The 20,557-nt window shown below is 54.8% G+C and carries 17 protein-coding genes; 5 read left to right on the top strand and 12 right to left on the bottom strand.

Translation table 11 applies throughout. The features are described 5' to 3' along the window. Window positions 1-92 precede the first annotated feature (92 nt). The 4 genes from ucpA to G163CM_RS01030 form a co-directional block, all read right to left on the bottom strand. On the bottom strand, window positions 93-884 hold the full coding sequence (ucpA, locus tag G163CM_RS01045) for an SDR family oxidoreductase UcpA (RefSeq protein WP_015963504.1): 792 nt from the start codon (window positions 882-884) through the stop codon (window positions 93-95). 274 nt (window positions 885-1,158) lie between these two features. Then, the gene (locus tag G163CM_RS01040) at window positions 1,159-2,058 is read right to left on the bottom strand and encodes a Dyp-type peroxidase (RefSeq protein ID WP_231826556.1); all 900 of its coding nucleotides are present in this window, start codon (window positions 2,056-2,058) and stop codon (window positions 1,159-1,161) included. A 98-nt stretch (window positions 2,059-2,156) separates the two neighbouring features. Next, window positions 2,157-2,732, bottom strand: a complete 576-nt coding sequence (locus G163CM_RS01035) for an RpoE-regulated lipoprotein (protein WP_231826555.1) — start codon at window positions 2,730-2,732, stop codon at window positions 2,157-2,159. Window positions 2,733-2,794: 62 nt separating this feature from the next. Beyond that, a complete protein-coding gene (locus G163CM_RS01030) occupies window positions 2,795-3,232 on the bottom strand; it encodes a DUF2919 domain-containing protein (protein WP_231826554.1) in 438 nt (145 codons plus the stop codon). Between the two features lie 148 nt (window positions 3,233-3,380). Between G163CM_RS01030 and G163CM_RS01025 the strand changes: the two genes are divergently transcribed. Then, the gene (locus G163CM_RS01025) at window positions 3,381-4,376 is read left to right on the top strand and encodes an alpha/beta hydrolase family protein (protein WP_231826553.1); all 996 of its coding nucleotides are present in this window, start codon (window positions 3,381-3,383) and stop codon (window positions 4,374-4,376) included. A 45-nt stretch (window positions 4,377-4,421) separates the two neighbouring features. Here G163CM_RS01025 and G163CM_RS01020 read toward each other — a convergent pair whose 3' ends face one another. Then, window positions 4,422-4,901 (bottom strand): DUF2919 family protein, encoded by a 480-nt coding sequence (locus G163CM_RS01020; RefSeq protein WP_231826552.1) that lies wholly within the window; start codon window positions 4,899-4,901, stop codon window positions 4,422-4,424. Beyond that, on the bottom strand, window positions 4,888-5,313 hold the full coding sequence (locus G163CM_RS01015; RefSeq protein WP_015963500.1) for a GNAT family acetyltransferase: 426 nt from the start codon (window positions 5,311-5,313) through the stop codon (window positions 4,888-4,890). Before G163CM_RS01015 ends, G163CM_RS01020 begins: the two co-directional genes overlap by 14 nt. Window positions 5,314-5,527: 214 nt before the next feature. Here G163CM_RS01015 and amiA point away from each other — a divergent pair, with 214 nt between their 5' ends. Together amiA and hemF are read left to right on the top strand one after the other, a co-directional pair. Beyond that, window positions 5,528-6,394 carry an N-acetylmuramoyl-L-alanine amidase AmiA gene (gene amiA, locus G163CM_RS01010; RefSeq protein ID WP_015963499.1) on the top strand — a complete coding sequence of 289 codons (867 nt, stop codon included), beginning with the start codon at window positions 5,528-5,530 and terminating at the stop codon, window positions 6,392-6,394. Next, window positions 6,394-7,293: an oxygen-dependent coproporphyrinogen oxidase gene (gene hemF, locus G163CM_RS01005; protein WP_231826551.1), complete on the top strand. Its 900-nt coding sequence runs from the start codon at window positions 6,394-6,396 to the stop codon at window positions 7,291-7,293. The genes amiA and hemF overlap by 1 nt, the downstream gene beginning before the upstream one ends. Window positions 7,294-7,322: 29 nt before the next feature. On the opposite strand, the gene G163CM_RS01000 is transcribed toward hemF, so the two are convergent. Further along, window positions 7,323-8,003: a hypothetical protein gene (locus tag G163CM_RS01000; protein WP_231826550.1), complete on the bottom strand. Its 681-nt coding sequence runs from the start codon at window positions 8,001-8,003 to the stop codon at window positions 7,323-7,325. 192 nt (window positions 8,004-8,195) lie between these two features. Continuing rightward, the gene (maeB, locus tag G163CM_RS00995; protein WP_231826549.1) at window positions 8,196-10,475 is read right to left on the bottom strand and encodes an NADP-dependent oxaloacetate-decarboxylating malate dehydrogenase; all 2,280 of its coding nucleotides are present in this window, start codon (window positions 10,473-10,475) and stop codon (window positions 8,196-8,198) included. 188 nt (window positions 10,476-10,663) lie between these two features. On the opposite strand from maeB, the gene tkt reads away from it, so the two are divergent. After that, a complete protein-coding gene (gene tkt, locus G163CM_RS00990) occupies window positions 10,664-12,661 on the top strand; it encodes a transketolase (RefSeq protein ID WP_231826548.1) in 1,998 nt (665 codons plus the stop codon). On the opposite strand, the gene G163CM_RS00985 is transcribed toward tkt, so the two are convergent. The 4 genes from G163CM_RS00985 to aegA all read right to left on the bottom strand — a co-directional run bounded on the left by G163CM_RS00985 (window position 12,658) and on the right by aegA (window position 16,897). Next, window positions 12,658-12,996 carry a hypothetical protein gene (locus G163CM_RS00985; RefSeq protein ID WP_231826547.1) on the bottom strand — a complete coding sequence of 113 codons (339 nt, stop codon included), beginning with the start codon at window positions 12,994-12,996 and terminating at the stop codon, window positions 12,658-12,660. The two genes, tkt and G163CM_RS00985, sit on opposite strands and share 4 nt — an antisense overlap. 113 nt (window positions 12,997-13,109) lie before the next feature. Next, on the bottom strand, window positions 13,110-14,156 hold the full coding sequence (locus G163CM_RS00980) for a DUF1176 domain-containing protein (protein ID WP_015963478.1): 1,047 nt from the start codon (window positions 14,154-14,156) through the stop codon (window positions 13,110-13,112). Window positions 14,157-14,282: 126 nt separating this feature from the next. Then, window positions 14,283-14,858 (bottom strand): GDP-mannose pyrophosphatase NudK, encoded by a 576-nt coding sequence (nudK, locus tag G163CM_RS00975; protein WP_231826546.1) that lies wholly within the window; start codon window positions 14,856-14,858, stop codon window positions 14,283-14,285. Between the two features lie 59 nt (window positions 14,859-14,917). After that, on the bottom strand, window positions 14,918-16,897 hold the full coding sequence (gene aegA, locus G163CM_RS00970; RefSeq protein WP_231826545.1) for a formate-dependent uric acid utilization protein AegA: 1,980 nt from the start codon (window positions 16,895-16,897) through the stop codon (window positions 14,918-14,920). Window positions 16,898-17,384: 487 nt separating this feature from the next. On the opposite strand from aegA, the gene acrD reads away from it, so the two are divergent. Next, on the top strand, window positions 17,385-20,501 hold the full coding sequence (acrD, locus tag G163CM_RS00965; protein WP_231826544.1) for a multidrug efflux RND transporter permease AcrD: 3,117 nt from the start codon (window positions 17,385-17,387) through the stop codon (window positions 20,499-20,501). The last annotated feature ends 56 nt before the right edge of the window (window positions 20,502-20,557 follow it).

Genomic DNA, 20,557 nt, shown 5'->3' with positions numbered 1-20,557 from the left:
ACGGTTTTATATACCGTTTGGTGATTTGGAAGTTTAAAAGGGAATAAGGCTTAAAGCCTCTTCGCAGAACACGAAGAGGCGGGTCGTCAGACTCAGATACCGACGCTGACGCTTTCCGGCAGGGTACTACCGCCGTCGATGACATTCTGCGTGCCGGTCAGGTAGCTCGACTCATCAGAGGCGAGGAATGCGGCCAGTTCGCCGACTTCCAGCGGGTTCGCCAGACGACGCAGCGGAATGGCTTTCGCCATCTCCGTCAGCACCGATTCCGGGTCTTCCGGGTTCGACTGACGCGCGATGCTTTCCGCCATTGGCGTGCGCACATAGCCAGGGCAAATGGCGTTCACGCGAATACCCGACTGCGCGTATTCCACCGCCAGCGATTTGGTTAAGCCAATAATCGCCGCTTTCGACATCGCATACGCCGTTTCGCCTGGGTCCGCCACCATATCGCCCGTGACCGAAGACATCATCACGATGCGCCCATCGCCGCGCGCCACCATATCCGGTAATACGGCTCGCGTAACGTTCCAGACGCCTTTGATATTCACATCAATGTGGAAATCACGGTCTTCTTCACTCATTTCGAGGAAGCTGCCTAAGCGGCAAACGCCCGCGTTATTAACCAGAATATCGATTTTATTTTCCCGCTCTTTGGCCTGCGCAATAGCCGCCTGAACAGCAGCGAAATCGCGCACGTCGGCCTTCACGACAGTACAACGATAGCCACGTCCGGCCAGATCGTAGGCCAGTTTTTCAAGCTCATCGGAAATATCCAGCAGGATCAGGTTCGCGCCATGGCGAGCAAAGGTTCTGGCGATGCCTTCGCCAATACCCTGATACGCGCCCGTAATCAATGCTGTTTTACCCGTGAGTTTACCCATTTCAATGTTCTCCCTTTTGAAGATAGAGCCTTACACTCCATTAACAATGAAAATACATTAAAAACAAATGAATACTGAGGAACAGCTCACTAATTAGGGTAAATCTCAGGTAAAAAAAATCCCCGCGCGTGCGGGGATGGGCAGATTGGCCTGATAAGCGCAGCGCCATCAGGCATTGTGCGGGCGCTTTACCGGGTGGCGGCTGACGCCTTACCCGGCCTACAAGGTACGTGCGGTCCGTAGGCCTGATAAGCGCAGCGCCATCAGGCAACTGTTACAGTGCCAGCAAGCGATCCAGCGACGGCGCAAAGTAGTAGCCGCCGGTAACCGGTTTGGTGAAGCGCAGCATTGCGTCACGTTTACCGTCGGTGTCGCCGAACATACTCAGCAGTTGCTGTTCGATGTTGTGCAAACGCGCGCAGTAAGAGCAGAAATAGAGGCCATGGGTGCCGCTGGCGGTGCCGTACGGCAGGCTCTGGCGGACAATTTTCAGCCCTTTACCGTCTTCTTTCAGGTCAACGCGGCTCAGGTGAGAGGTCACCGGACGATCGTCGCCGTCGATCTCTTCGTTAGCTTCTTTGGTGCGGCCAATCATCATTTCCTGATCCGGAATGCTCATGCGGTTCAGCTGTTTAAGGTTATGTTCCCAACGCTGAACAAACACATAGCTGCCGCCCGCATCGACGCCGTCTTTAATGACAGCCACTTCGCGACGCGTTTCTTCACCCGCCGGGTTTTCGGTACCATCGACAAAGCCGCTCAGGTCACGTTCTTCCACCCAACGGAAACCGTGGATCTCTTCCTGTACATCAATGCTGTCGCCAAAGGCTTCAACCGCCGCCTGCGCAACAGAGAAGTTAACATCCTGGCGTAAAGAGAGAATGTGGATCAGCACATCAAACTGGGTTGCTGGCGCGAGGCCCTTGCCGTAGCCAGGGAAATCTTTCAGCTCTTCCGCACCCACGCCGCCGCTCAGATCGCGCCACACTTTGGGGCCGAATGCGACAACTGCGCCTAAATGCGCATCGGGGAATTTAGCCTGAAAACCAGCCAGTTTATCGGCGAAAATTTTGCTGCTCTGACGAAGGGCGTTTACATCCCCTTTAACATTGGCTTCAATCCAAATCGCCGCGCGGCAATGTTCCGGCAAAATGCCGCTCTGAACCTGAGACATCGCTCCTCCTTCACAAAAATGCCACGACATCGTGGCATTCAATTTATGAGGGCTATTGTACGCGTTTTTTCAGCACGAAGGATTAACCTTGCGCAAAATTAACGACGCCAGACGATCTTCTTCAGCGTCCAGTTTTTCAGCGCATCATCGGACGGCATTAAATCCTGCGGGCCGCTCCATTCGCCGGTGAAGAGATAACTAATGTGCTTGCTGCCTTCGGCTTTACATTCGACGCCCGCGCTGTCATCGCCGGTGGCTTTCTGACAGTGCCCGTAGGCTTTGCTGTAGATATCGCTGAAGGTCGAGCCAATTTCGACACCGCTGTCGGTTTTGATGGCGCTATCCAGAACGTCAATACGGCTTACACTGCCGTTTTCGCCGTTCACCACCAATGCCAGCTTGTCGCCATCAAGCGCTTCGAAGTAACGCACGATGGTACCGTTATCGGTTTTCATCCCGCTGCGCAGGCGATAGTCGCCGCCCAGTGCGTCGTTAATCGCCTGTTCATCCAGCGCGGTGGTGCTGGTGATGCCGCCGACGCCCTGCTCCGTGACTTCGGTCGAAGAACCAAACCAGTTCCACGGATTTGCCGCAGACCAGTTCACCGAAGAGACCGTGGAACAGCCGGTTAAGGCCAGTGGCAGGGCACATACAAGTAAACGCAGCGATTTCATCTCTAAGTCCTTTCTTATTTGTTCAACGCCTGTTGGAGTGTGCTCTCGGCAAAAAGTGCACTTTATTCTGTAATTTCCCGGAAACAGGCGCGTAATCGGGGATTGGTCATCAACCACCAGAGTGCAAACAGGTCGATGAGCACCAGGCTCAGGCCAATGCCGGAAAGCGGTTCGCCCTGAAGCCAGAGCCAGGGTTGCCAGACCAGCAGTACGCACTGGGCGATAATCAACAGCGGACGCAGCGCGCGCCAGCAGCGGGGAAAATGCTGCCGCCTGCCGCTCAACAGGAAAGTCAGCACCGCAGGTACGCCGGGCAGCAGGCCGAGCCAGAAGTTATCGTGATCGGGATAAAACAGCCCAAGCAGCGCGCCGCCCTGCTCGCGCGATGCGCCAGCAATCACGAACAATACCCATGTTCGGGCCTGTAGTAGCAAAATACACCAAAATAAAAAAGGGGTTTTTAAGAGCCCATTACGATCGTAATCAGAAGGATAATTCATACATCTGCCTGAAAATACAATGACATTGAACCCACCCTCGTAATGATTTTTCGCCCATCGCGAAAATCAGCGCTGAGTCCGCTTTCGGCCTTTCCACTGTGCATTCGCTTTCTCATAATAACGGGCATTTCATCGACAAGGTGTCTGTATGTCTTTTATTCATTATGGCCTGCTCTCAGTCATACTATTTTCCCTAACCGCCTGTAATGATGCCAAAGAGGTGATTACGATACCAGATACTGGTCATCAGGTTACCATCAGCGATCAATCGTTACGCGAAGCGCGAAAAGGCTTTACCACCCGCATAATCCAGAAAAGTTTCACCGATTCGGGCAATCTGGTCACTCCACCTCAAGATGTCTATGTACTGACAAGCTACCCGACGAAGATCGGAAAGATGGCCGCCTACATTACACCCGATCCCCACGATGGCAAACGCCACCCGGCGGTGATCTGGATACATGGCGGCTACGGTGGGTTAAGCGATGGTGAAGATTATTGGCAGCCGCAGCCCCACGACAATGACCAAAGTGGCAGCGCGTTTCGCAAAGCCGGGTTGGTGGAAATGCTACCGAGCTTCCGTGGCGAAGATAATAACCCCGGCAGTTATGAAATGTTTTATGGCGAGCTGGACGATATCGATGCCGCTTACGACTGGTTAGCGAAGCAACCCTGGGTTGATCCTAAACGTATTTATCTGGCGGGGCACAGCACGGGGGGGACACGTGTCTTACTGGCCAGCGAATACAGTGACAAATTCCGCGCTTATTTCAGCATCGGCGGCATTCCCGATCTAAAAGCCCGTGTTGAACACTGGGCTATGATGGTCCCAGTACCTTTTGAAAAAAACGATGACGAATACCGGCTGCGCTCGCCAGCCTCCTTCCTCACATCCATAAAAAAACCGACATGGTACTTTGAAGGCGGTGAATATTACTGGAAGGCTTTCGATAATATTGCCGCTTTCGTTAAAAAAGAAAAAATCCCACTTACTATTAATAGGATACCCAATGGCGATCATTTCACCATAGTCGCCCCGGTAACCGAAATGATCGCTCAAAAAATCCTCCAGGATAACGACGCGGAGTGCAATATCTCATTTAGCAAGGACGATCTGGCGCGCATTTCCAGCGAGTTCGAGTAACAGTCAATCCCCCTGGCTTTCGACGCGTCAGAGGGGATGCGTTATTTAATAATCTCTTTTTCTATAATGAAAGGATGGGTAGCCATACTCAGCTGTAAAGCAAGCCCACAAGCGTTGACTGTTTATGACCCACCACAACGCTACACTATCGGCAATAAAAAAACACACTGACATGACTGCTACTGGTTCACTTTGAATCCAGCTAAAAAATTGCCAGCCCAAGTGTAGACATCCACCAAGGATCAATAACCAGCGCCCGGTACACCAGAGTCCCCACCAATGATAGGGCCCCGGTTGTCTTGGCTGGATAAAAAAAATAAAAACCAGGAATGCAGGTATACCTGGGGATAGGGCAATGAAAAGAGCACCATCTGAAAAATGAACGTTATCAAACGCAACAGCATGCATGACGACGGCGAAGGTGCGTAATTGTAATAACAACACCCCCCAAAATAGCCAGGGAAGTTTCAGCATTCCCCAACCATCGTAGTCAGAGGGAAACAAAAGCGGCTTAGTATTCTTCATCTTCAATCAGGCGCTTACCTAAATTCAGCACGTCGCTGTGCTCGTAGCCCAGGCGTTCATACATGCCCAGCACCACATCGTTATCTTCGCGGATCATAATCTGGATTTTCGGGCAGCCGCGCGCAATCAGCTTTTTCTCAAGACGATTGAGCAGCGCATTGGCAATGCCACGCCCGCGAAATTCCGGGTGCACGCCAAGGTAATAGGCCGAGCCGCGATGGCCGTCATAGCCGCCCATCACCGTGCCCACCACTTCGCCGTTTACTTCTGCCACCAGAAACAGGCTGACGTCGTGATGCACTTTGCGTTCGATATCCATTTCAGGATCGTTCCATGGGCGCAGCAGATCGCATCGCTCCCACAGGGTGATGACCTCTTCGAAATCGGCCTGGCGAAAAACGCGTATCTCCATGGTATCCCTGCCCCTTCTCGGGTTTAAAAACAGTGATTATGGCGTGATCGTCCGAATTAGCCAATATCTGGCGAAAATAGCGCAAAAAAATGCCATAATGCCGCTTCGTCACGTATTGAAATGAAAAGTAAAACAATTCTAATCTTCAGTTGTCGTAACGGGAAACGCGATACGATATAACATCTGGAACACTATTTTTTACAACTCAGGCCGAATGAGCACTTTTAAACCTTTAAAATCACTTGCTTCGCGCCGCCAGGTGCTGAAAGCCGGACTGGCAGCACTGACGTTGTCAGGAATATCCCAGGCGACCGCCAAAGAGGCGCCGTTAAAAACCAGCAACGGGCACAGCAAACCTGCAGCGAAAAAATCGGGTAAACGCATCGTGGTTCTCGACCCCGGTCACGGTGGTATTGATACCGGCGCGATTGGCCGCAACGGTTCGAAAGAGAAACACGTGGTGCTGGCGATTGCCAAAAACGTGCGTTCCATTCTGCGCAGTCAGGGCATTGACGCGCGCTTAACCCGTTCCGGCGATACCTTTATTCCCCTTTACGATCGCGTAGAGATCGCCCACAAACACGGCGCGGACCTCTTTATGTCGATTCATGCCGACGGCTTTACCAACCCGTCTGCCGCCGGGGCGTCGGTGTTTGCGCTTTCAAACCGTGGCGCGAGTAGCGCAATGGCAAAATACCTTTCCGACCGTGAAAACCGGGCGGATGAAGTGGCGGGTAAAAAAGCCACGGATAAAGATCACCTGCTCCAGCAGGTCCTGTTCGACCTGGTGCAAACCGATACCATCAAGAACAGCCTGACGCTGGGCTCGCATATCCTGAAAAAGATTAAGCCGGTACATAAGCTGCACAGTAAAGGCACTGAACAGGCCGCGTTTGTGGTGCTGAAGTCGCCGTCTATTCCGTCGGTACTGGTTGAGACCTCGTTCATCACCAACCCGGAAGAAGAACGTCTGCTGGGTACCACGGCGTTTCGTCAAAAAATCGCCAACGCGATTGCGTCGGGTATCGTCAGCTATTTCCACTGGTTCGATAACCAGAAAGCCCACGCAAGGAAACGCTAATGACCGTTGATGCAAACCAGGTAAAGGCCTTTTTACTGCAATTGCAGGACGATATCTGCCAGCAACTCTCGGCGCTGGACGGCGGTGCGTTTATTGAAGACAGCTGGCAGCGCGACGCGGGCGGCGGCGGTCGCAGCCGCGTGCTGCGCGACGGCGATATCTTCGAACAGGCGGGCGTTAACTTCTCACACGTTCACGGTGATGCCATGCCTGCATCGGCCACCGCGCACCGCCCGGAACTTGCCGGGCGCAGCTTCGAAGCGATGGGCGTATCGCTGGTGGTGCATCCGCGCAATCCGTATGTTCCAACCAGCCATGCCAACGTGCGTTTCTTTATCGCGGAAAAACCGGGCGCTGACCCGGTGTGGTGGTTTGGCGGCGGCTTCGATTTAACACCGTTTTACGGTTTCGAAGAAGACGCCATTCACTGGCATCGTACCGCACGTGACCTGTGCCAGCCCTTCGGAGAAGACGTGTATCCGCGCTATAAAAAATGGTGCGACGATTACTTCTTCATTAAGCACCGCAACGAGCAGCGCGGCATTGGCGGGCTGTTCTTTGACGATCTGAATACGCCCGATTTCGACAGTTGTTTTGCCTTTATGCAGGCGGTCGGCAACGGTTTTACCGACGCGTATTTGCCGATCGTTAAGCGACGCAAAGCTGCAATCTGGGGCGAGCGCGAGCGCAATTTCCAGCTTTACCGCCGTGGCCGCTACGTGGAATTTAATCTGGTCTGGGATCGCGGCACGCTGTTTGGTTTACAAACCGGTGGGCGCACTGAATCCATTTTGATGTCGATGCCACCGCTGGTGCGCTGGGAATATGATTATCAGCCGCAAGCAGGCACCCCGGAAGCGGCGTTGAGCGAGTTTATTAAGGTCAGGGATTGGGTGTAGCCCCAAAAATTCCTGACCAACTCTGATAATCAATAACCAATGTCAATTTCTTCAGGGATGAGATATTGATTGGTCTTCGAGTCAAATGGCACCGACCACTGCTCATTAATTTTCTCACCGGCTAATACTCCGGTAGAATGTAAAAGCATATTTGGATAGGTGCCAGTATATTTCTGCGCAAATGCAACCTGGGTATCAACGTTATCTGCCAGCCCATTGGCTTCGTTACTCGAATGGATGGGAAGGCTAGCAATACGTTGAATGTCCTTTCCTTTTACAACGTAAAATTGCTGAAAGGTTTGTTCGACACCTTGCATCATATAGCTTGATTCCAGAATCACGCCCCACTTTTCGCCAATTTTTACCGCTTTTGCATCACCAGATGCCCCCATACGACCATAGCCTTCCGTCGTTCTACGCGCGGCAATATTACTTCCGTCCAGATACCAGATATCAAATGGCGCAGAATCTGGTTCCGAAGCGTTAGTCATATAGCCACACATCACCACAATCTGCTTTTCAGTCGCTACCTGCTTATTCAGACAAATAGAGTATTCCAACTCGGGTTGCCCTTTTCTCAACCATATATATTCATGACTTTCATTATAAGAGGAGTGGTAATATTCCTTTAACGCGGTTGGAATTTCATCTTGCGCCAACACAGGCAGACTTGATGTGAGAAGGCAGAGGAACAGCAATCCTTTTTGCATGTTGAATTGTCCATTTTCAAAAAGTAGATGTTATCGAATGGACATTAATCAGAACATCCTCTGTATGAAAAATCGGAAAAAAGCCCGACAGCATTGCATCTGATAGAAGAGATCGAGCTCCATCAATTGCTGGACTAAATGAAAATAAAAAAGGCGCAGATAACATTCCGCGCCTGATATTAATTAAATCGCTTACAGCGGCTGCGTCTGCGCCTCAACTACCGCCAGCGCCACCATATTCACAATGCGTCGCACAGAGGCAATCGGCGTCAGAATATGGACCGGTTTCGCCACGCCCATCAGTACCGGGCCGACGGTCACGCCTTCAGAACTGGAGACGCGCAGCAGGTTATAACTGATACGCGCGGCTTCCATATTCGGCATCACCAGAATGTTTGCCGAGCCTTTCAGCGGGCTGTCCGGCATGCGGTCGGCGCGGATGCTTTCCACCAGCGCGGCATCACCGTGCATTTCACCGTCAATCATCAGCTCCGGCGCCCGCGCTTTCACGAGCGCCAGCGCGTCGCGCATTTTGCTGGCTGACGGGCAGTCAGACGAACCAAAGTTAGAGTGCGACAGCAGCGCCACGCGCGGTTCGATACCGAAGCGACGCACGCTCTCTGCCGCCATCAACGCGATTTCCGCCAGCTGTTCTGGCGTCGGATCGTTGTTGACGTAGGTATCGGCAATAAAGGTGTTGCCGCTTGGCAGCAGCAGGGCGTTCATTGCGCCTGCGGTGTGTACACCATCGCGATAGCCAAACAGCGGCTGAATCACGCCATAATGCTCATGATAGTCGCCAATGGTACCGCAGATCAGCGCATCCGCTTCGCCGCGATGAACCATGATCGCGCCAATCACCGTGGTATTGCTGATCACCGCGCGCTGTGCCTGTTCCGGGCTGATGCCACGGCGTTTCATCAGGTTATAGTACTCATTCCAGTACTCTTTAAAGCGCGGGTCAGATTCATTGTTGACGATTTCGAAATCGACGCCCGGTTTGATTTGCAGGCCCAGTTTCTGGACACGCATTTCGATAACGCTCGGACGACCGATCAGAATCGGTTTCGCCAGCCCCAGCGTAATCAGCTCCTGCGTGGCGTGCAGCACACGCGTATCTTCCCCTTCCGCCAGCACCACGCGTTTCGGCTCTTTACGCGCCTGGGAGAAAATCGGCTTCATGAACAGGTTGGTTTTGTAGACAAACTCGCTCAGTTTTTCAACGTAAGCGTCGAAGTCTTCAATAGGTCGCTTCGCCACGCCGGAGTCCATCGCCGCTTTGGCAACCGCCGGGGCGATCTTGACGATCAGGCGCGGATCGAACGGTTTGGGAATAATGTACTCCGCACCAAAGCTCAGATCCTGATCGCCATAGGCCGATGCCACCACTTCGCTCTGTTCCGCGTGCGCCAGCTCGGCAATCGCGTGCACCGCCGCCAGCTTCATCTCTTCGTTGATCGCCGTCGCGCCAACGTCCAGCGCGCCACGGAAGATGAACGGGAAGCAAAGCACGTTGTTGACCTGGTTCGGGTAGTCCGAACGACCGGTACAGATAATCGCATCCGGGCGCACTTCTTTTGCCAGCGGCGGCAGAATTTCCGGCTCCGGGTTAGCCAGCGCGAGGATCATCGGCGCGCGCGCCATTTTCTTCACCATCTCCTGGGTCAGCACTTTTGGCCCGGAGCAGCCGAGGAAAATGTCCGCATCGGCAATCACGTCATCCAGCGTGCGCTTGCCGTCATCGTCCACCGCGTAAGCCGCTTTGGTTTCCGCCATATTGGCTTCGCGGTTTTTATAGATGACGCCTTTAGAGTCGCAGACCACGATATTGTGTTTCTGCATCCCCAGCGCCACCAGCAGGTTCATACAGGCAATTGCCGCCGCACCCGCGCCGGACACCACCATACGCACGTCAGAGATATTCTTCTCAACCACGCGCAGGCCGTTGAGGATAGCCGCCGTGCTGATAATCGCCGTACCGTGCTGGTCATCATGGAATACCGGAATGTTCATGCGTTCGCGCAGTTTCTGCTCGATGTAGAAGCACTCAGGCGCTTTGATATCTTCGAGGTTGATGCCGCCGAAAGTCGGCTCCAGCGCCGCGACCACATCGATAAATTTGTCGGGATTGAGTTCGTCCACTTCGATATCGAACACGTCAATACCGGCGAATTTTTTAAACAGGACACCCTTACCTTCCATCACCGGTTTACCGGCCAGTGCGCCAATGTTACCGAGGCCAAGCACCGCCGTACCGTTAGACACCACCGCCACCAGGTTGCCACGGGCGGTGTATTTGTACGCGGCTAGCGGGTCCTTCTCAATTTCCAGACACGGCGCGGCAACGCCCGGTGAATAGGCCAGCGCCAGATCGCGCTGCGTCGCCAGCGGTTTTGTCGGAGAGACCTGAATTTTCCCCGGAACCGGGAATTCGTGGAAATCGAGGGCACTTTGTTTTAACTGCTCGTCCATTTGGGGTTCCTTTCACGTATCGAACTAAAAAGTGATGCGCCACGGCCGGGCCTGTGGGTTCACATTGTTATTGGTATATGAGGAACATGTTACCAACTATCGAAAACAATGCTATGCCTGTCTGCTATGCTTTTTTGTTATGCATCTCATAACTTATCAAGATCGCCACTTTTGCTAAGGAGTCGTTAATGTCACGAAGAGATCTCGCTAATGCCATCCGTGCCCTGAGTATGGATGCCGTTCAGAAAGCCAATTCCGGACACCCTGGCGCGCCGATGGGCATGGCGGATATTGCTGAAGTCCTGTGGAACGACTTCATGAAACATAACCCCACGGACCCAACGTGGTATGACCGCGATCGCTTTATTCTCTCTAACGGCCACGCCTCGATGCTGCTCTATAGCCTGCTGCACCTGAGCGGTTACGACCTACCGATTGAAGAGCTGAAAAACTTCCGCCAGCTGCATTCGAAAACGCCAGGCCACCCGGAGATTGGCTATACGCCAGGCGTTGAAACCACCACCGGGCCGCTCGGCCAGGGGCTGGCGAACGCCGTCGGTCTGGCTATCGCCGAACGCACGCTGGCCGCACAGTTTAACCAGCCGGGGCATGAGATTGTCGATCACTATACTTACGTATTTATGGGTGACGGCTGCCTGATGGAGGGGATTTCGCACGAAGTGAGTTCCCTTGCCGGGACGCTGGGGCTGGGAAAACTGATTGGTTTTTACGATAGCAACGGGATTTCGATTGATGGTGAAACCAAAGGCTGGTTCACCGACGATACGGCGAAACGCTTCGAGGCTTATCACTGGCACGTGATACATGAAATCGACGGTCACGATCCGCAGGCGGTGAAAAAAGCGATTGAAGAGGCGCAGAGCGTTAAGGATAAACCGTCGCTGATTATTTGCCGCACGGTTATTGGTTTCGGCTCACCGAATAAAGCCGGTAAAGAGGAAGCGCACGGCGCGGCGCTGGGCGCGGAAGAAGTCGCGCTGGCGCGTAAACAGCTTGGCTGGAATCACCCACCGTTTGAGATTCCAAAAGAGATTTACAAAAAGTGGGATGCCCGTGAGCGCGGTGAGAAAGAACAGCAGAGCTGGAAAGAGAAGCTCGCCGCCTATCAAAAGGCGCACCCAGAACTGGCGGCGGAGTTTATCCGTCGCATGAGCGGTGGCTTACCGGAAAACTGGGCGAGTACCGTGCAGGCGTACATCGAGAAAATGCAGTCGGAGCCGTCGAAAATCGCCAGCCGTAAAGCCTCGCAAAATACCCTCAACGCCTATGGCCCGATTCTGCCGGAGCTGCTGGGCGGCTCGGCGGATCTCGCGCCCAGTAATTTAACAATTTGGTCCGGCTCGAAATCACTCAAAGAGGATCTGGCGGGTAACTATATTCACTATGGCGTACGTGAGTTCGGCATGACGGCGATTGCCAACGGAATTGCCCACCATGGCGGCTTCGTACCCTATACCGCCACCTTCCTGATGTTTGTCGAGTACGCGCGTAACGCCGCGCGTATGGCGGCGCTGATGAAGGCGCGGCAGATTATGGTCTACACCCATGACTCCATCGGCCTTGGCGAAGATGGCCCGACGCACCAGGCGGTAGAGCAGCTTGCCAGCCTGCGGCTCACGCCAAACTTCAGCACCTGGCGTCCGTGCGATCAGGTGGAAACCGCGGTGGCGTGGAAGGCAGCGGTTGAGCGCCACCACGGCCCAACGGCGCTGATCCTGTCCCGACAAAATCTGGCACAAATGGAGCGCACGCCGGAGCAGGTGAAGGAAATTGCTCGCGGTGGTTATGTGCTGAAGGATGCGGGCGGTAAACCGGACCTGATTCTGATAGGCACCGGTTCAGAAGTGGAAATCACCGTGCTGGCGGCAGAAAAGCTGCGTGCGGACGGGGTGAACGTGCGAGTGGTTTCGCTGCCTTCGACGGATACCTTTGATGCACAGGATGAAGAGTACCGTGAGTCGGTGCTGCCTTCCGGCGTCAGCGCCCGCGTGGCGGTCGAAGCAGGCATTGCCGATTACTGGTACAAATATGTCGGCCTGAAAGGGGCGATTGTCGGGATGACCGGCTATGGCGAATCGGCGCCAGCGGAAAAACTGTTCCCGTACTTTGGCTTTACGGTGGAGAATATTGTCGAGAAGGCAAAAGCGGTATTGAAGAAACGTTAGGTTATGGCGCAAATGCCCGATGGCGCTGCGCTTATCGGGCCTACGAATGGATGCTCGTACGGGCGGATATTTTGTAGGCCGGGTAAGGCGTAGCCGCCACCCGGCAATGGCTCACGCATCATGCCCGATGGCGCTGCGCTTATCGGGCCTACGAATGGATGCACGTACGGGCGAATATTTTGTAGGCCGGGTAAGGCGTAGCCGCCACCCGGCAATGGCTCATGCATCACGCCCGATGGCGCTGCGCTTATCGGGCCTACGAATGGATGTTCGTACGGGCGGATATTTTGTAGGCCGGGTAAGGCGTAGCCGCCACCCGGCAATGGCTCATGCATCACGCCCGATGGCGCTGCGCTTATCGGGCCTACGAATGGATGCACGTACGGGCGGATATTTTGTAGGCCGGGTAAGGCTTAGCCGCCACCCGGCAATGACACCCGCACCACACCTACCCGGTGATCCACTGGGTAGGCCACGCATCGGCACCCTGCCAGTTATCGCACTCCGGCTGCCCGGCATAGCGCACTAAACGGAAACGCTGCCCATCGTAGCGCCAGCGGGTTTGCACGCCGCAGTCGCCCAGCCCGCGCCCTTTCTCAAGGGTGATAAGCTCGCGCGTATTTTCATTGAAGGTCAGGTTCATCAGCTCAACGTCACGGCTATCCTGCCCGGAAGGCAGGAATGGCAGACGCAAGCGCACCGGATGCGAAGCATGGGGCTTTTTACGCGACACCAGCCAGGCACGGTAAATCGTGTTATAAGCGCCGGATTCACAACTGATCATCATCAGCGCTTTATCATCAGTGAGCGCGGTGACCCACACTTCACGGCGCAGCGGATCCAGCGAGCACTGGGTATTGTTCATCCGCCAGGTGCCATAATCGAGCAAATCATTGTATTCATCGCGAGTGAGCGGCGTCGGCGTCGGGTTGACTTTGGCAACGGTTTTCAGCGGCGGCGCGGGCGGCACGCTTAACGGTGGTTCATCGCCCTTTCGCACCCACGCCGTTTCGCTGCCAACGCGCTTTTGCTGTGAATCGATAAACAACAGCGCGGCTTTTAGCCCTTTCAGGGAGATCACCTGAACCCCTTTTTGCAGGGTTATCGCCTGCGCGTCCTGCACCTGTTGCAAAAACGCATCAATCGTTGCGCTATCTTCCGTGGCGAGAAGCTTTGGCTGAACCTTCCAGTGTTCTTCCCCACGCTGGAGCGGCTTGTCATCGAGCAGCAGCCGCGGCGCAATCGGCGGCACGGCGGCGACCGGGTTGACCAGACCGCCCAGTTCGATACGCAACGCAGCGTCCATATGCGCGCCCGCACTGCGGCTGAGGGTCATCACCAGGCCGTGGTGCAGGCCGACGTTACGCGTGACGCAGAAATTCTGATTATTGCAGGTGACCAGCCAGTCCGAAAAAACCTGCTGGACAGGAGACGCCCACGTCACAGACGTTGGGAGGAGCCCCAAAAACAATAAGAGAAGAACGCGGTAGCGCATGAACGGTACAACCCCAGAAGAAAAAAACATCAATTAACCGGGGTATCTTCAACGCCAGGGCCGCCACGCTCAATCGGATTTGTCGGATTGATTCATATAAAATACATAATTATTTCTTTAGTAAAATCAATTAATTAAACCAGAAGACTGCAAATACTGTAACAAGATCACCGTCTTACCGTCGCAGATTTCACCCCGCGTTATCATCGCCAGCGCCTCGGTAAACGGGATTTCCAGCACTTCAATGTCTTCATCGTCGATGCCGCCGCCCATCCCCTGGCGCTGGTTATCGTCGTATTCGCCAATAAAGAAGTGAGCGATTTCCGTGACGCCGCCGGGTGACATATAGAGCTGGAACACTTTGCGCACCTCGCCAACCTGATAGCCGGTTTCTTCTATGGCTTCTTTGCGAATGCACGCTTCCGGCTCGTCATCATCCAGCAGGCCTGCGCAGGTTTCGATGAGTCGCCCGTCAGCGTTGCCGTTGACCCAGGTGGCGACGCGGAACTGGCGTACCAGCACCACGTTCTTTTTGCGCGGATTGTAGAGCAGAATGGTGGCGCCGTTGCCCCGGTCATAAACTTCGCGTTTATGCCGGATAACTTCGCCATTTTTGCGGGTTAAATCGTAGGTAATATTGCGCAGAATAAAGTAGTTATCGGAGAGGACTTTATCTTTAATTAGCTCAATCTTAAATGACATACGGGCTCCACAACGCGATTCGAAGCGAACCATACTACGCCGTGGCGCCCGTTTTGTCGTTAATGTACGCCGTGCGTTTTCATACCTAACCAGTCGATAATACCCTGGGCGGCATGACGGCCCTCTGCCATCGCGGTCACCACCAGATCGGCTCCGCGCACCGCATCGCCACCAGCAAACACTTTCGGATTAGTCGTCTGATAACGATAGCGGCTTTCAACGTTCGCGCGAATGCGCCCCCAGTCGTCGAGTTCCACGCCCTGGGCGCTCAGCCACGGCATGCTATGTGGATGGAAACCAAACGCCATAATGACCGCATCGGCAGGCATAACAAACTCGCTGCCCTCAATCGGTACCGGGCGACGGCGTCCCTGACTGTCCGGCTCGCCCATCGCGGTGCGGATGAAACGAATCCCGTTCACCTTGCCCGCTTCATCCAGTTCGAGCGTCAGCGGCTGAACGTTGAATTCAAATTCCGCCCCCTCTTCCCGCGCGTTTTTCACCTCTTTCCTGGAGCCCGGCATGTTGGCTTCGTCACGACGATAAGCGCAGGTTACCTTCGCTGCGCCGTGACGTAGCGCGGTACGCACGCAGTCCATCGCCGTATCGCCGCCGCCCAGCACTACTACATTTAACCCAGCGGTGTTGATGAACGGCTCGTCTGGCAGTTCGTTCAGCCCCATCACATTTTTGGTGTTGGCGATCAGGAAAGGCAGCGCGTCATAAACGCCCGGCGCATCTTCATTGGCTAAATTGGCTTTCATCGAGCGGTAGGTACCCACGCCGACAAAGACCGCATCGTACTCTTCCAGCAGGTCGTTCATCGTCAGGTCTTTACCGATTTCGCAATTCAGCTCAAAGCGAATGCCCATCGCGGTGAAGATTTCGCGGCGGCGGGCCAGCAGCGATTTATCCAGCTTGAAGGACGGAATGCCGAAAGTCAGCAGGCCGCCGATTTCCGGGTGGCGATCAAACACCACAGGCTCCACGCCCTGACGGACCAGGACATCCGCACAGGCCAGCCCTGCCGGGCCCGCGCCGATAATCGCCACGCGTTTACCACTTGCCACTACCGGGCCCACCTCAGGCCGCCAGCCCTTCGCCAGCGCCTGGTCGGTAATGTAACGCTCAAGGTTGCCGATGGTCACCGCGCCATGTTCGTCACGCACGGTGCAGGCACCTTCGCAGAGACGGTCCTGTGGGCAGACGCGTCCGGTAATTTCCGGCAGCGGGTTAGTCTGATGCGACAACGCCACCGCCGCGTCAATATCCCCGGCCTTTACCCGGTCAATCCACTGTGGAATATGGTTATGCAGCGGGCAGGTCCATTCGCAGATACTGTGCTCGCCGCAGGTCAGGCAGCGCGATGAAGCCTGCTGAGCCTGATTTTCACTGAGCGGCAGGTAGATTTCCGCGAAGCCGGTTTTGCGCGCGCTAATCGCCAGTTTATCGGCTTCACCCCGCGCTGGCGTTTGCGCCATCTGCTGCACTTTACTCATCGCGACGGTGTTCTGGCCCGCGCTTTCGCTGTGCCACGGCTGGGCATCGCGACAGGCTGCCTGCATACGGCGGTTTTTCGACATATCGGCCAGCCGCTGCGGGCTGACCAGCGCCAGCGCATCCGCCGGGCAGTTTTCCACGCAGGCCGGGCCCGCGTCGCGCCCTTCGCAAAGGTCGCATTTCTGCGCGTTGGCTTTTACCCGCCCATCGGCAGCGGGCGTCAGGACAATCTGCATGGTGCCAAACGGACACGCGACGGCGCAGGATTTACAGCCAATACATTTGCTTTGGTCAACCAGAATTGCATCATCACGCTGGCTGATTGCACCGTTGGGGCAACTGCGCGCGCACGGCGCATCTTCGCAGTGGCGGCAAGTTACCGCGCTCCGCTGCGTCTGATTTTTGAAGACGGTAATGCGCGGTTGAAAGCGCACAGACGTTAAGACATGCTGTTCATGGTTATGCGACATTACGCAGGCAACTTCACATGCCCGACAGCCAATGCATTTTTGGCTGTCAGCCATTATAAAACGGTTCATAGCGTCCCCTTGTCCGGGTTATATATACTCAAAATCATTCGAGTTGCTTCAAGGCGGCAAGAGAGTGAATCCCCAGGAGCGTACATAAGTACGTGACTGGGGTGAGCGAGCGCAGCCAACGCAGAAGCAACTTGAAGGATGAAGAGTATAAGCTTTCTATTTATAGGGACTATTTATTAGCCGAGGAACTATGCAGCAGGCAATGTCCATTTGCCCAGGAATGGCGACTATTTATCACTATGCTGTGGCAGATCAAAAAATTTCATCATAAATGAAATTACGTTTCATTCAGTTAATGGCAAGATCCCCGCTGAAAACTTCTTGTAACGTGACCGTAATAATCTTGACGAAATGCCTGTCTATGCAGAAAAGCGGCATGATAATTTACACTATCTCCTTAATTTCTCCACGATTGCCGGGAGCCTTGCGGCTAGAGTGTTCCGAGCATTGGCGTCATTAAAAATACGTATAACGAGGTCTCTTCCTGATGGCGAATTTCTTCATCGATCGCCCCATTTTTGCCTGGGTGCTGGCAATCCTGTTATGTCTGACGGGAACCCTGGCTATTTTTTCTTTGCCGGTTGAGCAATATCCCGATCTTGCGCCACCAAACGTACGTATCACCGCCAACTATCCGGGGGCGTCCGCGCAGACGCTGGAGAATACCGTCACTCAGGTTATCGAGCAGAACATGACGGGCCTAGATAATCTGATGTACATGTCATCACAAAGCAGCGCCACCGGCCAGGCGAGCGTGACGCTCAGCTTCCTTGCGGGCACCGATCCAGATGAAGCCGTCCAGCAGGTGCAAAACCAGCTGCAATCGGCGCTGCGTAAACTGCCGCAGGCGGTGCAAACTCAGGGCGTTACGGTACGTAAAACCGGTGATACCAACATTCTGACTATCGCTTTCGTCTCCACGGACGGCAGCATGGATAAACAGGATATTGCTGACTACGTCGCCAGTAATATTCAGGAACCGCTCAGCCGCGTGAACGGCGTGGGCGATATTGATGCCTACGGTTCGCAATACTCCATGCGTATCTGGCTGGACCCGGCCAAACTCAATAGTTTCCAGCTCACCACCAAAGACGTTACCGATGCGATTTCCTCGCAAAACGCCCAGGTGGCGGTCGGTCAGTTGGGCGGTACGCCGTCCGTTGATAAGCAGGCGCTGAACGCCACCATTAACGCGCAGTCGCTGCTGCAAACGCCGCAGCAGTTCCGCGATATTACGCTGCGCGTCAATCAGGACGGTTCCGTCGTCACGCTCGGCGATGTAGCTGAAGTCGAAATGGGCGCGGAAAAATATGATTATCTGAGCCGCTTTAACCGCAATGCCGCCTCGGGCCTCGGGGTGAAACTCGCGTCTGGCGCCAACGAAATGGCGACGGCGGAACGGGTTATCGCGCGTCTGGATGAGCTTAAAGAGTATTTCCCGCGCGGGCTGGAATACAAAGTCGCCTATGAAACGACCTCGTTCGTTAAAGCCTCCATCACCGATGTGGTAAAAACCCTGCTGGAAGCCATTCTGCTGGTGTTCCTGGTGATGTACCTGTTCCTGCAAAACTTCCGTGCGACGCTTATCCCGACCATCGCCGTTCCGGTGGTGTTAATGGGTACCTTCGCCACGCTCTACGCCTTCGATTACAGTATCAACACCCTCACCATGTTCGCGATGGTGCTGGCGATCGGCCTGCTGGTCGATGATGCCATCGTGGTGGTCGAGAACGTCGAACGCATCATGAGCGAAGAAGGCCTAACACCACGGCAGGCGACGCGTAAATCGATGGGGCAAATTCAGGGCGCGCTGGTGGGCATTGCGATGGTGCTCTCGGCGGTATTCATCCCGATGGCGTTTTTCGGCGGCACCACGGGGGCCATCTACCGTCAGTTCTCGATTACGATTGTCGCGGCAATGGTGCTTTCGGTGCTGGTGGCGATGATCCTCACCCCTGCCCTGTGCGCAACGTTGCTGAAGCCGATTCATAAAGGGGAATCCCAGCATACGAAGAAAGGTTTCTTCGGCTGGTTTAACCGCGTCTTTGATACCAGCTCGCGTCGTTATGAATCGGGCGTGGCAAAAATTCTGCATCGTAGTCTGCGCTGGATTGTGATTTATGTCCTGCTGCTGGGCGGGATGGTGTTCCTGTTCCTGCGTCTGCCAACGTCCTTCCTGCCGCAGGAAGATCGCGGTATGTTCACCACCTCTGTGCAGTTGCCCAGCGGCGCGACGCAGCAGCAAACGCTGAAAGTGGTGCAGAAAGTTGAAGATTACTTCTTCGCCAACGAGAAAGATAACGTCACCTCGATTTTCGCCACCATCGGTTCCGGCCCTGGCGGTAACGGGCAGAACGTGGCGCGTATGTTTGTGCGCCTGAAGGACTGGGACGATCGAGACGCCAAAACCGGCACCTCGTTTGCCATTATTGAGCGCGCGACCAAAGCGTTTAACAAGATCAATGAAGCCCGCGTTTTTGCCAGCAGCCCGCCAGCGATTAGCGGCCTGGGCAGTTCCGCCGGGTTTGATATGGAGCTTCAGGATCACGCCGGAGCCGGCCACGATGCGCTGATGTCAGCGCGTGACCAGTTGCTGGAAATGGCGGCCAAAAATCCGGAACTGACGCGCGTGCGCCACAACGGCCTTGATGATAGCCCGCAGTTGCAGGTTGATATCGACCAGCGCAAAGCGCAGGCGCTCGGCGTGTCGATTGATGATATCAACGACACTCTGCAAACCGCGTGGGGCTCAAGCTATGTGAACGACTTTATGGATCGCGGCCGCGTGAAGAAAGTCTACGTTCAGTCGGCGGCAAAATACCGCATGCTGCCGGAAGATATCAATCTGTGGTATGTGCGTAACCAGTCCGGTCAGATGGTGCCATTCTCCGCCTTTGCGACGTCGCGCTGGGAAACCGGCTCACCGCGTCTGGAGCGTTACAACGGCTATTCGGCGCTGGAGATTGTCGGTGAAGCCGCGCCGGGCGTCAGTACCGGGACGGCAATGGATATCATGGAAAATCTGGTGCGCCAGCTTCCGGCGGGCTTTGGCCTCGAATGGACGGCGATGTCCTATCAGGAACGGCTCTCCGGCGCGCAGGCCCCGGCACTCTACGCTATCTCATTGCTGGTGGTGTTCCTCTGTCTGGCCGCGCTGTATGAGAGCTGGTCGGTACCGTTCTCGGTGATGCTGGTGGTTCCGCTGGGGGTTATCGGCGCGCTGCTGGCAACCTGGATGCGCGGGCTGGAGAACGACGTCTACTTCCAGGTGGGGCTGTTGACCGTTATTGGGCTATCGGCGAAGAACGCCATTCTGATTGTCGAATTTGCTAACGAGCGAAATCAGGAAGGGGAAGACCTGCTTCAGGCGACGCTGGACGCCTGCCGTCAGCGTCTGCGTCCGATTCTGATGACCTCGCTGGCGTTCATCTTCGGTGTGTTGCCAATGGCCACCAGCACCGGTGCAGGCTCTGGCGGACAGCACGCCGTAGGTACCGGCGTAATGGGCGGGATGATTTCCGCAACGGTTCTCGCTATCTTCTTCGTACCGCTGTTCTTTGTGCTGGTACGCCGTCGTTTCCCGTTGAAAGAGAAACCGGAATAACCCCTATCGCAGCCAACAAAAAAGGCGACTGGAAAGTCGCCTTTTTATTTGTACAT

Origin of the sequence: Pseudocitrobacter corydidari, assembly GCF_021172065.1 — a bacterium.
GTDB classification, from domain to species: Bacteria; Pseudomonadota; Gammaproteobacteria; order Enterobacterales; family Enterobacteriaceae; genus Pseudocitrobacter; species Pseudocitrobacter corydidari.
The sequence above is the reverse complement of the archived record's forward strand: the minus strand, read 5'-3'. Positions and strand labels throughout refer to the sequence as shown.

Bases quoted from the DNA above. Each gene is read 5' to 3' on its own strand.
- ucpA (WP_015963504.1), bottom strand. From the start codon at position 884: ATGGGTAAACTCACGGGTAAAACAGCATTGATTACGGGCGCGTATCAG.
- G163CM_RS01040 (WP_231826556.1), bottom strand. From the start codon at position 2,058: ATGTCTCAGGTTCAGAGCGGCATTTTGCCGGAACATTGCCGCGCGGCG.
- G163CM_RS01035 (WP_231826555.1), bottom strand. From the start codon at position 2,732: ATGAAATCGCTGCGTTTACTTGTATGTGCCCTGCCACTGGCCTTAACC.
- G163CM_RS01030 (WP_231826554.1), bottom strand. From the start codon at position 3,232: ATGAATTATCCTTCTGATTACGATCGTAATGGGCTCTTAAAAACCCCT.
- G163CM_RS01025 (WP_231826553.1), top strand. From the start codon at position 3,381: ATGTCTTTTATTCATTATGGCCTGCTCTCAGTCATACTATTTTCCCTA.
- G163CM_RS01020 (WP_231826552.1), bottom strand. From the start codon at position 4,901: ATGAAGAATACTAAGCCGCTTTTGTTTCCCTCTGACTACGATGGTTGG.
- G163CM_RS01015 (WP_015963500.1), bottom strand. From the start codon at position 5,313: ATGGAGATACGCGTTTTTCGCCAGGCCGATTTCGAAGAGGTCATCACC.
- amiA (WP_015963499.1), top strand. From the start codon at position 5,528: ATGAGCACTTTTAAACCTTTAAAATCACTTGCTTCGCGCCGCCAGGTG.
- hemF (WP_231826551.1), top strand. From the start codon at position 6,394: ATGACCGTTGATGCAAACCAGGTAAAGGCCTTTTTACTGCAATTGCAG.
- G163CM_RS01000 (WP_231826550.1), bottom strand. From the start codon at position 8,003: ATGCAAAAAGGATTGCTGTTCCTCTGCCTTCTCACATCAAGTCTGCCT.
- maeB (WP_231826549.1), bottom strand. From the start codon at position 10,475: ATGGACGAGCAGTTAAAACAAAGTGCCCTCGATTTCCACGAATTCCCG.
- tkt (WP_231826548.1), top strand. From the start codon at position 10,664: ATGTCACGAAGAGATCTCGCTAATGCCATCCGTGCCCTGAGTATGGAT.
- G163CM_RS00985 (WP_231826547.1), bottom strand. From the start codon at position 12,996: ATGCATGAGCCATTGCCGGGTGGCGGCTACGCCTTACCCGGCCTACAA.
- G163CM_RS00980 (WP_015963478.1), bottom strand. From the start codon at position 14,156: ATGCGCTACCGCGTTCTTCTCTTATTGTTTTTGGGGCTCCTCCCAACG.
- nudK (WP_231826546.1), bottom strand. From the start codon at position 14,858: ATGTCATTTAAGATTGAGCTAATTAAAGATAAAGTCCTCTCCGATAAC.
- aegA (WP_231826545.1), bottom strand. From the start codon at position 16,897: ATGAACCGTTTTATAATGGCTGACAGCCAAAAATGCATTGGCTGTCGG.
- acrD (WP_231826544.1), top strand. From the start codon at position 17,385: ATGGCGAATTTCTTCATCGATCGCCCCATTTTTGCCTGGGTGCTGGCA.